This is a genomic window from Novosphingobium sp. SG707, assembly GCF_012275515.1.
In the GTDB taxonomy this organism is placed as follows: Bacteria; Pseudomonadota; Alphaproteobacteria; order Sphingomonadales; family Sphingomonadaceae; genus Novosphingobium.
On sequence record NZ_JAAZQL010000002.1, the window covers coordinates 772,109 to 786,310 of the forward strand.

The 14,202-nt window shown below is 60.1% G+C and carries 7 protein-coding genes; 6 read left to right on the forward strand and 1 reads right to left on the reverse strand.

Annotated elements, in window-relative coordinates:
* Positions 1–35 precede the first annotated feature (35 nt).
* Entirely contained in the window at positions 36–1,031 is a 996-nt protein-coding gene (locus FHW92_RS08505) for a zinc-dependent alcohol dehydrogenase family protein (RefSeq protein WP_349237657.1), read from the reverse strand.
* 170 nt (positions 1,032–1,201) lie between these two features.
* Here FHW92_RS08505 and FHW92_RS08510 point away from each other — a divergent pair, with 170 nt between their 5' ends.
* The 6 genes from FHW92_RS08510 (at position 1,202) to FHW92_RS08535 (ending at position 14,190) form a co-directional block, all read left to right on the forward strand.
* The gene (locus FHW92_RS08510) at positions 1,202–1,696 is read left to right on the forward strand and encodes an Hsp20/alpha crystallin family protein (protein ID WP_168602804.1); all 495 of its coding nucleotides are present in this window, start codon (positions 1,202–1,204) and stop codon (positions 1,694–1,696) included.
* 247 nt (positions 1,697–1,943) lie between these two features.
* Positions 1,944–2,219 (forward strand): hypothetical protein, encoded by a 276-nt coding sequence (locus tag FHW92_RS08515; protein ID WP_168602805.1) that lies wholly within the window; start codon positions 1,944–1,946, stop codon positions 2,217–2,219.
* Between the two features lie 48 nt (positions 2,220–2,267).
* Positions 2,268–3,023, forward strand: a complete 756-nt coding sequence (locus tag FHW92_RS08520; protein WP_168602806.1) for a universal stress protein — start codon at positions 2,268–2,270, stop codon at positions 3,021–3,023.
* A gap of 143 nt (positions 3,024–3,166) precedes the next feature.
* Positions 3,167–11,374 (forward strand): glucoamylase family protein, encoded by an 8,208-nt coding sequence (locus tag FHW92_RS08525; RefSeq protein WP_168602807.1) that lies wholly within the window; start codon positions 3,167–3,169, stop codon positions 11,372–11,374.
* 244 nt (positions 11,375–11,618) lie between these two features.
* Positions 11,619–13,538, forward strand: coding sequence for a PAS domain S-box protein (locus FHW92_RS08530; RefSeq protein ID WP_168602808.1), 1,920 nt, complete (start codon positions 11,619–11,621; stop codon positions 13,536–13,538).
* Positions 13,531–14,190, forward strand: coding sequence for a response regulator (locus FHW92_RS08535; protein ID WP_168602809.1), 660 nt, complete (start codon positions 13,531–13,533; stop codon positions 14,188–14,190). Before FHW92_RS08530 ends, FHW92_RS08535 begins: the two co-directional genes overlap by 8 nt.
* Positions 14,191–14,202: the final 12 nt, after the last annotated feature.

Sequence of the window (14,202 nt, forward strand, 5' to 3'; positions counted from 1 at the left end):
AAGCCCACCATTGGGAAAGATACCGATATGAGCGGTCAGGGAACCAGCACAAATGCTCCCTCGACCTCGCCCGCGCGGAGCCGGTTCAAGGCTGCATTGGCCTCAAGAAAGGGCATGGACGTCACTTTTGTGCGGATCCGGGCCTGTTCGGCCAGGGCCAGAAATTCGGTGCCATCCGCTCTTGTGAGATTGGCAACGGACAGGATGGCCCGCTCTCCCCAGAGGTCGTTATAGGCGAAGGAAGGTATGTCGGACATATGGATGCCCGCACAGACCACCCGGCCGCCCTTGCGTATATGTCGCAGGGCGGCGGGCACCAGCGCACCAACCGGGGCAAAGATGATGGCGGCATCCATCGGTTCGGGGGGAGCTTCGTTCGAACCTCCGGCCCATGCGCAGCCCAGACTTCGCGCAAAGGCCTGTCCGGCAATATCCCCGTCACGGGTGAAGGCGAATACCTTGCGCCTTTCCCAAACGGCGAGCTGGGCCAGAATATGGGCCGCCGCGCCAAAGCCGTAAAGGCCAAGGACGGGCGCCTCGCCGGCCATTTTGTAGGCTCGATATCCGATAAGCCCCGCGCACAGCAAAGGAGCGGCATGGATATCATCGAAGCTGTCGGGAAGGCGAAAGCAGTAGTTCGCATCGGTAACACAATGGCTGGCAAAGCCGCCATCACGCGAAAACCCGGTAAAGAGCGGAGCATCGCAGAGATTTTCACGATGGCTGGCGCAATAGCGGCATGTGCCGCAAGTCTGGCCGAGCCATGGTATTCCTACCCGCTCTCCGATTGCGAAGGAGGACACGTCGGCGCCGATCTTCGCAATTTTGCCGACGATCTCGTGCCCCGGTACAATGGGCAGCCCGTTGCGAATGTCCCCATCCACCACGTGCAGGTCGGTGCGGCACACGCCGCATGCGGATATGGCGACAAGGACTTCTCCCGGCCCCGGTTCGGGGATTGGACGGGTTGCAGGCCTGAGCGGCTGGCCCGGCTTATCAAGCTGCATGGCACGCATGGTTGATGTCGACATAGGGCGCCTCCCAAAAGCCTGCCGGTAAAGGTGGCCTGCCCACCTGTTGTGCGGCCATCCGTATCATACCCGATATGGCAGCCCGCGGCCACGGCGTAGCCCTTGGATCAGCCCGGTCCGGCGCAGGATCCGAGGGCCGGCTGTCCCACCACCAATTCCAGGAGTGCATCATGAACGAGCAGACGAGTGTTCCCGTCCTGGGCACAAAGCAGGCTGTTGAAGTGAAATCCGGCGGCCCGATCAACTGGTTGCGCGGCGAGATCGACCGATTGTTCGATGACCTTCCCTTTGGCAGGACCATGCACGGACTTCTCACATTCCCGAACATCTCGCTCGATACCATGCCGGTTACCGAAATGGTCGAAAAGGACGGCGGCTATCTGCTTTCCGTCGAGATGCCGGGGGTGCCGGAGAAGGATATTTCGATCGAACTCGACAATGATGTTCTGACGATATCCGGCGAGAAAAAGGCGGAAACCGAGACAAAGGAAGCCGGCTATATCATCAGCGAGCGCAGTTACGGCGCGTTTCGCCGCCGCTTCACTTTGCCGCGCGACGTGGATCCGGCCTCGATTGAAGCCAGGATGAAGGACGGGGTCCTCAAACTCGAAATGAAAAAGGACAAGGATGCGGATCAGCGACTGCGCAAGATCGCAATCGGCTAGATCCGGCCATCGGCGGGCGGGGCGGCAAGGCGCATTTTGATCGTCTTTGCCGCCTGCCAACAGTGTGCCTGCCTTTTCATCCTGTCGTGACAATCGGCCGGTCCGGTCGCAATGCTTGTCCGCGAAATTCAATTAAATAATTGAATTAAATTATCAATAATGACGCCTCGTCCGGTTTTGCAAGCCTTACCCGTAACATTGCGGATAACGCCGATCAGCCCATTTGCCGAAGTTTTGGTCCGCAACCATGCGTGAGCCTTTGCCGGTCTTTCGGGCAATCCCCGCATCCCCTCTTTCAGCCCAAGGGCCGTTAATCATGGCAGTCTCGTCCAATCCGCATGACTTCATTCTCAAGGCGTCCGCAGAAAGTCCGGTGATCGCATTTGTCGACGGTTCGCGCCATTCGCGCGACGTCGTGCTGGCTGCCGCTGATTTTGCCAGGTCCAGCGTAAGGCCGTTGATCCTGTTTCATGCCATGCCCGAAGCATCCGATCTGTCGGCCATTCCCGATCCTCTTGCCTAGACCATGCGCAGGCAGGAAGCGCGCAGGGAACTTGCGCGTTGGCGAGATATGTTGCCGCAGTTGCCCCAGGCTGTTTCGGTGGAGCTCAGCGAGGGTGACTGGCTCAATGCGCTGGGCCATCGGGCCTGCGAGGCGGGCGCCCTGACCGTGATCGGTTCTCCCCACGCCGACGAATATCGCGAAACCACCGGGCAGGTGGCCAAGCTGATTGCCGACTCCCAGCTTGGTTCGGTCTTGCTGGTGCCCTCCGGCTATACGCCGCGTGAAGTCATGATGCGGCGCATTGCGGTGCCTGTCGATGGTTCCAATTATGCCGAAGCGGCCCTTGCCGAGGCCGTCCGGCTGGCCCGGAAATCGCAGGCGGAACTGCTGCTGGTTCATGTCGTGCCCGACGGCGCGCTCACTGAATTCGGACCACTGGCGACCGGCGACATCGAACCGCGCAAGCGTCTTGACCAGCGCAATGAACAGGCGGCCTGCGGATTTATGGAATCCACCCGGCGCCGCCTGATCGATCAAGGACTGGCCGCGAGCATCCTTTGCACCAAGGGCGATACGCGCAGCACCTTGCTCAGGGTGCTTGGCGAATTGGCGCCTGACCTGGTCGTGATTTCGGCCAAAGGGCAAGGCGGCAGGCATTGCAGCGATCTGTCGATCGGGGGAACGGCCAGCTATCTGCTCGATCATCTGGATTGTCCGGTGATGCTCGTCCGCCCGCCTCGACCGATCGCCGGCCGCGCCAACGTGCATTCACAATTGGGCGCCCATGGGCCGCGGAGCCCCATCGCGCCCCACACTGCCTGATGGACCCCGCATCAGAAGATCCAGTCGCCTGTCATGCATGGGAGACCGGCAAGGCGCACGCTTTGGCATGCCGTCCCGGACCGCCGCGATCGGTTGAAGCCTGGGCGCGCATAGAACGTATCAGCGATTGGCTGAAAACTGCCATGGCGGCGGCGGCAAGCGCCGAACCGTCCAATTCCTCGGCGGCTGAATGGCTTCTCGACAATGGCTATCAGGTGCAGCGGGCGGTATTGCAGATCGCCGAAGATTTGCCCTCCGGTTTCTATTGCAAGCTGCGGACCATTGCCACCGGGAGGATGCAGGGTGATCCGCGGGTTCTCACCATTGCGCATGACCTGCTCTATGCCACGCATTTCCAGATCAGCCGTGAAAGCGTGTTGGCCTATCTTGAAGGCTATCAACAGCACGACCCGCTTGATATCGCGGAGATCTGGGCTTTGCCTGCAACCTTGCGGATCGCCTGTCTTGAACTGTTGATGGCAGGCTTTGCGCGGGCGTTCCCTTCGGTGCCCGAACCCATTATCGTCAGCGCGAGTTGCAGGGAGTATCTCGGTTTTTACCAGCCGGTGGAATGGGTTGCGCGCTCAATCGCCAATCTGGGCATTGTCTCCAATATCGCCTGGTCCGACGTGTTCGATGCGATCAGCCATGTTGAGCGCACGCTGGAGCGAGATCCTGCAGGCAGCTATACGAGCATGGATTTCGAGACGCGCGATGCCTATCGGCGCTCGGTAGAGCGGATCGCCGAGCATTGCGGGGCAGGGGAGGTTGCGGTTGCCGAAAGCGCCATTCTGCGTGCCGGTGAAAGCAGCGAACTGCCCCATTCCCATGTGGGCTACTGGCTGATTGGAGCAGGCAGGCCGGAGTTTGCCAAGCAGCTTGGCGCGGGCCGGTCGCTGGCCGGTCGGCTGTGGGCTTTTTTGCGCGAAAATCCCGGCGCGGCCTATTTCGTGGCGCTGCTCTTATGCGGGCTGGTCGGGCTGGTTCTCCCTTCCGCCTATCTCGCGTTCAACCGGGCATCGCTGTGGCAATGGGTGCTTGGCCTGGCCTTCTCTGTCCTCCCGGCAACGGTTCTGAGTGTCACGCTGGTCAATTGGCTGGTCACAAGCGTGGTGGCGCCCAGACGTCTGCCCAAGCTTGATTTCTCACGCGGCATTGCGCCTGCATGGCCGACGCTGGTTGTTATGCCTGTCATCATAGGCGATGCGGGGCAGGTGGCAGGATTGCTGGCTCGTCTCGAGGCGCATTGTTTGGCCAATCCCGAGGCAAAGGGGTTTGTCATGCTCTCGGACCCATCCGATGCGGCCCTCGAACGCAGACCGGGCGATGAAGCGATTGAGGCGGCGCTCCAGCAGGGGATCGACAGGCTGAACCGCAATTATGGCGCGGGCGATGCCACGGCCGGTTTCTGCCTTTTACACCGAAACCGCCGATATAACCCTGCGCAGGGATGCTGGATGGCTTGGGAGCGAAAGCGCGGAAAGCTGGAGGAATTCAACCATTTCCTGCAGACCGGAGACAGCCGCGCCTTCCCCTTGACCGCAGGCCCGGTCGATCTGCTCGTCGGAGCACGGTTTGTCGTGACGGCCGATGTCGATACAAGGTTGCCGCCCGGCTGCGTGGCACGGATGGCCGGAGCTTTGGCCCATCCGCTGAACCGGCCGATTTTTGACGGTTTGGGCAGGGTGGTTTCCGGCTATACCGTGATGCAGCCTAGGGTCGAGATCGCCCCGCATGGTTCGGACAGCCTTTTCGCCAGACTGTTTGGCGGCGATACCGCGATCGATATCTATTCCCGAGCCGTCAGCGATGTGTATCAGGACCTTGTCGGTACGGGCAATTTCGTGGGCAAGGGCATATATGACGTCCCCGGTTTTGCCCGCAGTCTTGAAGGACGCATTCCTGAAAATTACCTGCTGAGCCACGATTTGTGGGAAGGGCTGCACGGTCGTTCGGCGCTGGTGAGCGACATCATCGTCTATGAGAGTTTTCCATCGAGCTACGGCGAATATGTGCGTCGTTGGCATCGCTGGGTGCGCGGTGACTGGCAATTGCTCCCCTGGCTTTTGCTCAAGGTGCCCGGGCCGGGACAGAGGCGCCTTCGGAACAGGCTGACGCTGTTTGATCGCTTGCGGATCTGGGACAACATGCGGCGCAGTCTGGTGCCTGTCAGTGTCCTGTTGCTGATGATCGGCGGGTGGTTCCTGCTGCCGGGCAGTCCTTTGGGCTGGACCATTCTGGCTCTGCTGGTTCCGGGCGCCTGGCTCTTCACGGATTTGGTGACCGGGCTGGCCCGCGGTCGCCGCCGAGGGGTGATGATCAGCACTTTTCGTCAGACGGGAGAGCATCTGGCGCGCTGGCTGCTGCAGATCGTTTGCCTGCCTTCCGATGCGGCAACCGCTCTCCATGCCATTGCGGTCACCATGTGGCGCATGGGGCGCCGCAGACATATGCTGGAATGGACCAGTGCAGCCGATGTCGAGCGCAGAATGGCAAAATCCACCCATCGCGCGGGGCAATGGCGGATAGGCTCTGCTTCGACCATCTTTGCGCTGGGGCTGTTTTTGGCCTTTATGGTTGACGGGCATGGATTTGTCGCGGCCGCTCCCCTCCTTTGCCTGTGGCTGATCGCGCCGGAAATTGCCGTGGTCACCGGTACGCCACGTTCACACGCCATGTCGCGGCTGGATGAGCAGGCACGGATTTTCCTCCGCCGCACGGCAAGGCGCAGCTGGCTGTTTTTCGAAACCTTTGCCCGCCCCGAGGATAATTGGCTCCCTCCCGACAATCATCAGATGGAGCCGATCCAGGCCACCGCTCATCGCACTTCGCCCACGAACATCGGCATGATGGCGCTGTCCATGCTCTGCGCCTGGCGCCTTGGGCATATCAGCACAGAAGAGTTGCACACCCGGTCCGAAGCGATGTTTGCATCTCTTGGTCGGCTTGAGCGGTGGCATGGCCATTTTCTCAACTGGTACGACACCACTTCGCTGGCTCCTCTCGAACCGCGCTATGTGTCCACAGTCGACAGCGGCAATCTGGCCGTCAGCATGGTTGTGCTCGCGCGGGGATGCCATCTGGCGGCTGATGAGCCGGTCTTTTCAACGGCCCGCTGGGACGGGCTGGAGGATTGCCTGGGCCTGCTGTGTGAACAGCTGGAACACGGCGGCCATGATGACAGCGCCTTGCTCTCGTTCATTGCGCAGATACGCGTTGCGCGCAACGAGCCGACCCGTTGGCCCGCGCTTGTGGAGCAAGGTCTGGAGCAGCTGGCGCAATTGCGGGCCGAACTTGTGCGCTCAAGCAAGGAAGTGACCCTGCATTCAGGCGAAAGATTGCGGCAATTGCAGATCTGGATGGAGCGCAGCGAGCACCACCTGGCCGCCTGCCGGCGCGATCTTGACACTTACTTGCCATGGCTGCGGCTGCTCGCCCATGCGCCCCCGGAAGCGGAGGCGAGCGCAAGACAGATCATCGAAGGCCTGTCACCCTATGCGCGTCTGAACGACATTGCCCGGCTGAGGAATGCAGCCAAAATGCTGGAGGGCATGTTTGCCCAACAGCACGAATCCGATCCGGTGCGGATTTGGAAGGCGGAACTGGGCAAGGTCACGCGGCGGGCTCTGGTTCGGTGGCGCAAATTGAGCCGCGCGTTGAAGCGCAGCGCCGACCGGGCCGCTGCTCTGGCCTATGAGATGGACTTTGGCCCGCTCTATGACACGCGCCGCAAGCTCTTCCATATCGGTTACGACGTCAGTGCCCAGCGGATTGATCCGCATTATTACGATCTTCTGGCCAGCGAGGCGCGATTGGCGAGCTATTTCGCCATCGCCAAGCAGGATGTCCCGCCCGAGCACTGGTTCCATCTGGGCAGACCGATCGTGAAACATCCCGGTGCGCTGGCGCTGGTTTCGTGGAACGGGTCGATGTTTGAATATCTGATGCCGGCTCTTTTCCTGCGCAGCGATCCCGAAACGCTGCTTGGTGAGAGTGAGCGCAGCGCGGTCCTGAGCCAGCGGAATTATGGCGCGCGCATGGAGGTGCCTTGGGGCATTTCGGAATCGGGCTTCGCTTCGGCGGGGGCGGACGGCATTTTGCGCTATCGCGCCTTTGGTGTGCCCGAACTGGGGCTGCGTCGCGGCCTTAATGAAGATCTTGTCATTGCGCCCTATGCCACGGCTTTGGCCCTGGCGGCGGACCCTGAAGCTGCGGTTGCCAATCTACAGCGCCTCAAGGCATTGGGCGCCATTGGCCCTTTTGGCTTTTACGAGGCGCTCGATTTTACCGCAGCGCGCTGTCCGGAGGCTGGAAAGCCCGCTGCGGTGCAGTCCTTCATGGCCCATCACCAGGGCATGATGCTTGCGGCAATCGGCAATGCCTTGTGCAATAATCTCTTTGTTTCGCTCTTTCATGCCGATCCCAGAGTGCAAACCGTCGATCTTTTGCTGAATGAGCGCATACCATGGGAGTTGCCGCCCGAACTCGAACGGCTGGACCGCATGGCCCAAACACTTTCGGTCGGCTCGGAGATGGCGCGGCCCCAGCCGTGGGAAATGGTGGTCCGCCCCGAGCAGGGCCGCCATCTGCTTGGCAATGGCCGCCTTTCCCTGCGCCTCGGGGGAAGCGGCGATGGCGATCTGCGCTGGAATGCCATGGCATTGACCCGTCCCGCTTCTGTGGATCAGGACGTCGGCCATTTCTTCTATTTTCGGGACCGGGAAAGCGGTGCGGTATGGTCGGCCGCGAAAATGCCATTGGGCCGGGGCGCGCACCATACCATCTATAATGCGCATAAGGTCGAATTCCGAAATGAGGCGGAAGGCATTGTTACTGTTCTGGACGTGCTGGTGGCGCCTTCCGAGGATGTCGAGATCCGACGGCTGCGCATGGTCAACACGACCGGCAAAACGCGGCGGATCGGGTTGATCAGCGATGCCGAGATCGCTCTGGCCCCCATTGCCGAATGGCAGCGCCACCCCGTTTTCGCGCGCCTGTTCGTCGAGGCGGAAGCCCATGCGGAAATGAATGCCTTGCTGTTTGCCCTGCGTCCCCGTTCTCCGAGAAACCCGTCTCCTGTGCTGGTCCAGCGCCTTGTGATGTCCGATGACCGGGTGTCTTTGCGAGGATGGGAAGTATCACGAGCAAAGTCGCGGCAGCGGTTGGCCAATTCCCGAGACTGTCCCTACAATTCCGGTGAGGTCGGTGCACGCGGCAGGTTTCCGCTCGATCCGGCGGCGGTTTTCGACCTGGACATCGAATTGCCCGCCCATGGCGAGACCGAATTGGCGATTGTGACCACGGTTGCATCATCGCGCGAGGAAGCGCTGGATTTGTCGCGTCGTTACGGCTCGCTTGGCGCATTGGATTGGGCGGAACAGGAGGCGGCCGCCCGATCTGCTCGCGATCTCCATACACTGGGCCTGAGGCCGGATCGCCTTGCCGAGACGCAAGCGATGTTTGCCCAGCTTGCCGGCAATCTCGCTCCGCGCCATGCGCCGTCGGACCTGGGATACCGGGACGATCTTTGGGCGCTGGGTATTTCGGGCGATTGTCCTTTGCTGCTTGCGGAACTGGATGAAGACTTTGCCGCCGAAGAGCTGCGCTTTGTCCTCGCTGCCCAGCGCTTCTGGCGATGGCGCGGTTTTGAAGTGGATCTGGTGCTCCTGCACTCGGGCATTTCGGGCTACTTTGAGCCTTTGCGCGACCGGATCATCGAAGCGGTGCGCCAGGCCGGAAGCGATGATCTGCTCGGCGCGCGCTCGGGTGTGCATATTCTGGCTCGCGAATATATCGAGGCGAGGCGCCTGCGCACCCTGCAGCATGCTGCCACTCTGTGTGTGCACGGCACGGGCGGGGCATGGAAGATGCCGCCGCGTGAGGGCGAGGACGAAATCGGTCCTCTCTTCGTTCCGGCTGGGCGCAAGGTGGAATTTCAACCCCTGGCGCAACCGGAGGAGATCGTTGCGCTCCAATTCGGCAATGGTCTGGGCGGTTTCACCGCCGGTGGGGATTACCGCATTGACCTTGATCCCATGCATGCCACGCCCGCGCCCTGGGTCAATGTCCTTGCCAATGCGGATTTTGGCAGCATCGTTACCGAGGCTGGACCTGGTTTTACTTTTGCCGGCAACAGCGGAGAAAACCGGCTGACGCAGTGGCATAATGACCCCCTATGCGATCGGCAGGGCGAAGCGCTTTACCTGAGGGATGAAGAAACCGGGCAGGTCTGGTCCGTGACGCCGCTGCCAGCCGGACGAGGCGGGGCCTGCCGGGTGGAACACCATCTGGGGCAAACGCAATGGCACCGACAGGGCATGGGGCTTGTCCAGGATTTGTCCTGTTTTGTGGCCGCCGACGACCCGGTCAAAATCTTCCGTCTCAAATTGACCGACTGCACGGGGATCGCCCGCCGCGTTACGGCCACATGCTTTGCCGATTGGCTGTTGGGGGCGATCGCGGGTGAGCCTGCAATGCTTCGCCAAAGCGTCTATCGTCCGGAACTGCGCGCCATTCTCGCTGTCAATCATTGGCATAGCGATTTCTCCGGTCGTATTGCCTTCCTTGCCGCCAATGCTCCTCCGCACAGTCTGACAACGTCGCGCCGCGCTTTTCTTGGTGCCCCGGCCGATTGGCAATGCCCGGTCGGTTTGCAAAACTGGGATTTGGGCAATCGTTCTGACAATGCCGGAGACGATGCCATCGCCGCGCTCCAGCTCCACATGGATATTCCCGCCAATGGGGTCTGCGAAATCGTCTTCATGCTGGGCGAGGGGGCGAATGAGGAGCAGGTGGCCGATATTATCGGGCGCTGGCAAACCGTTGCCCAGATCGATGGCGGTGAGGCCCGTCTGGCGCAGGCATGGGGCCGCCGTTGCGCGATCAAGGTCGAGACGTCCGATCCCGCGTTTGACCTCATGGTCAACCGCTGGCTTCCCTATCAGACGATGTCCTCGCGTCTTTTCGGCCGTGCCGGATATTATCAGGCATCCGGCGCTTTCGGTTTTCGCGATCAGTTGCAGGACGTGCTGGGCCTGCTCTGGGCGGATCCGGACCTCGCGCGGCGGCAGATCCTGCAGGCCGCCGCCCACCAGTTTTCGCAGGGAAATGTCTTGCACTGGTGGCATCCGCCGGCCGGAAGAGGGGTGCGGACGCTCTGTTCGGACGACCTGCTCTGGCTTCCCCATGCGGTGGCCCAATATGTCCGGGCTACCGGTGATGCTTTGTTGCTGGACGAAGAAGTGCCCTTCCTGGAGGCACCTGAACTGAGCAGACAGGAGCATGATCGTTTCGCGCAGTTTCCTGAAGGGGAAAAAGCGACGGTGCATGAACATTGCCTGCGCGCCTTTGGGCGTGCCTGGCGTCTGGGCGACCACGGTTTGCCATTGATCGGCGACGGCGACTGGAATGACGGGATGAACCGGGTGGGCAGCGCGGGCAAGGGCGAGAGCGTCTGGCTGGGCTGGTTTATGGCGGCCACCATCCGTGATTTCGCTGAACTTGGAAGCGAGGGGGACCGCAAAGACTTTGCCGAAATTTGGCTTCCGCGCGCCCGGATGCTGACCGATGCCATTGATCGCCATGGTTGGGATGGCCAATGGTATATCCGGGCGATTGATGATCAGGGTCGAAACTGGGGCGCGCAATCCAACGATGAATGCCGCATCGATTCCCTCGCCCAGTCGTGGGCGGTGATCGCCGGCGGCGGTGATCCTCTTCGGGCAAGGCAGGCTCTCGAAAGCGCCTTTAAAGAACTGGTGCGTCCTGAGGATGACATTGTTCGCCTGCTGCATCCCCCCTTTGACGCAACGGCGCGCGATCCCGGTTATATCAAGGCCTATCCTCCGGGGATCCGCGAAAATGGGGGGCAATACAGCCATGCAGCGGCATGGCTGGGCATTGCCGCCGCGATGTTGGGCGATGGCGCGCGGGCCAAAACGGTGTTTGACCGCATCAATCCCGTCAAACACAGTTCTACGCCCCAAACGGCCCAGCACTATGCGATTGAACCCTATGTTGTGGCCGGAGATATCAGCGGCGGCGAGGAACACCTGGGGCGTGGAGGCTGGAGCTGGTACACAGGCGCGGCCGCATGGAGCTGGCGTCTTGCCAGCGAATTTATCCTTGGGCTCAGGCTTGAAAAGGGTGAACTGAGGCTGGTTCCCTGTCTCCCGCCGCACTGGCCCGGCTTTACCGCAACATTGCGCGGGCAGGGTATCATCGAAGTGACTGTCGAACGGGGCGGGGAAACTGGCCTGAGCGTGGATGGTGAGGCTTATTCGGGTTCGACAATTCCGTTTCCCGGACAGGGGGCACGGCGCAAGGTTGTCCTTGTTATCGTCGCCTCATAAGCCTTGACGCTCTATCTGAAAACTTCCGCATTACCTTCAATTAATGGCGAAATATCAGAAATTACATGGCTGTGGCGGTTCAATATCAGCCTGCACATTAGGTATAATCACGCATAGATGAGATGGCGAATCTGCGAAAATAAATGATCCGTCAATTGGATCGCACTCGGTTGAAGGAGGCCGGAAGAGGTGCAGCTTTACCACTGGCGGCGGCGTGATTTCGCGGTGTTGAGGATCGCGCCCGATGCATCTGCTGCAAAAATGGGGGTGTGCTGGACGCATGGGGGACGGGATGGCGAAATTGCTGCAGAGCGGAGATATTGAAGATCTCTTTTTGACCCATCTTCCCATAGCCGTTGCCATATTCGACTGCGAAATGCGCTACCTGGCCTGCAGCCGTCGCTGGTTGGAGGATTACGGCATCCAGGATCAATGTATTGTCGGAAAATCCCATTATGAAATCTTTCCCGAGATCGATGACCGCCTGCGAGCAATTCATCGTCGCGTTCTGGGCGGTGAGAGTCTTTGCGGCGATGCCGAAGTGTTCACGCGGCTGGACGGCTCAATTGATTGGGTCGAATGGGACATGGTGCCCTGGCATGGACCGACGGGAGAAGTCGCCGGCGCCATTCTGTTCACCCGGCTGGTCAACGATTTGGTTCGCATACGCCAGAAGGCCATGACGCTGCAGACAGAGCTTAACCTGTTGATTGACAGCGCCCGGCAATATGCCATTTCCATGTTCGATCCGGATGGAAAGGTGGTGCTCTGGAACAAGGGCGCCGAGCGGCTCTATGGTTGGAGCGAAGCCGAGACGCTGGGCAGGCACATCAGCTTTTTCTTCAAGAACCGATTGGGCGAGGAGCAGCAGGTCCGGGCATGGCTGCAAATGGCGCTGGTATCCGGGCCGGTCGTAGAGCGCAGCTGGCGCAAGAAAAAGGACGGAACTTCGTTTTTTGGCGAAATTAACATCAGCAGGATTGATGATGCCGGCGGCTGTTTCGTCGGATATAGCTGCGTTGTTCGGGATATTACAAAAGAATACGATCAGTTGAGGCGCATAGAGGGTAGTGAGACCCAGTTGCGCGCCATTCTCAACACAGTTCCCGACGCGATGGTAACGATCAACGAGAATGGGATTATTCAGTCATTCAGTCTGGCCGCCCAGAATTTATTTGGATACAAGCCCGAGGAGGTGATCGGCAAAAACGTCTCAATATTGATGGACGAACCGGATGCGCAGCGCCATGACGAATATCTGAAGCGTTATCTGGCCACAGGACAACGCCATATCGTCGGCAATGTGCGCTGTGTGACCGGACGGCGTAAGGACGGCACACTCTTTCCTCACGAGCTTTATATAGGCGAGGCTATCTCGCAAGGCAGCCGCATTTTTACAGGTTTTCTCCGCGATCTGACGGCCAGGCGCGAGGCGGAGGCGAAACTGCAGGAGCTGCAGTCGGAATTGATTCATATTTCGCGCGTGTCCGCGATCGGAACCATGGCCACGGCATTGGCCCATGAATTGAATCAGCCTTTGACCGCCATCGCCAATTATGTCCAATCGACGGCGGTTCTGCTTGCTTCTTATGAAGACGAAACGATCTCGTCAGCCCGCAGCGCGATGGATGAGGCTGCGCGCGAGGCATTGCGGGCAGGCGCGATCGTCCGCCGACTGCGTGAATTTGTGGCGCGCGGGGATCTGGAGCGCGTGATTGTCCATCCCCAGGATCTGGTGTCGCAGGCAAGCGCACTGGGCGCGGTCGGCAGCAAGGCCCGCGGTGTCCTGTGCGATATAGATGTGCCCGCCTCGTTGCCCTGCGTTCTGGTGGATCGGGTACAGATCCAGCAAGTGCTTCTCAATCTGCTGCGCAATGCATTGGAGGCTGTCGATGACTCCGGCCGCATCGTCATCAGCGGGCAGGTGATGGGCGACATGGTCCATATTGCAATGATCGATAACGGGCCGGGAATTGCCCCCGACCTGGAGGCCGATCTGTTCGAACCCTTTGTCACCAGCAAGGCGACCGGAATGGGCATCGGGCTGGCCATCAGCCGCACCATCGTGGAGGCCCATGGCGGACGGCTTTGGTACGAAAAGGCCGACGGGGGAGGCGCTGCTTTTTACATGACCTTACCGATCGCGGAGACAGGCGATGCATAAACAGGGGCTGGTTCATATTGTTGATGATGAGGATTCGGTGCGTCGCTCTCTCGATTTTCTTTTGCGGACATCGGGTTATCGTGTCGAACGCTGGATGGATGGAGAAAGATTTCTCGATTGCGCCGACAATTCCGTTGCGGCCTGCGTGCTGATGGACATCCGAATGCCCGGTCTTGACGGTCTGACGGTCCTGGAACGCATGGCGGGGCGCGGACTGAATTTCCCCGTCATCGTTTTGACCGGCCATGGAGATATCACACTGGCCGTTCAGGCGATGAGAGGGGGCGCCATCGACTTTCTGGAGAAGCCGTTCGATCGCGAAAGGCTCATACAGTCGATTGAACTGGGCTTTCGGCAGATCGACGATCGCACGGCGCTGTTTGAACGGGCGCAATGGGCAAGGGGACAAACCGCAAAATTGACAGAGCGCGAGCGTGAGGTGCTCGACGGGCTGGCTTGCGGATATCCCAACAAAACGATTGCCTTTGATCTTGGCATCAGTTCGCGAACAGTCGAGGTCTATCGCGCCAATATTATGGAAAAGCTGGTTGTCACAAATTTTGCCGATGCCCTGCGCATTGCGTTTGCGGCCGGTTTGGGGCGGGAAAAACACTGGAAACAGACCCATCGCATCCGTTCCCGAACAGCCTGATCCGAACAGGCT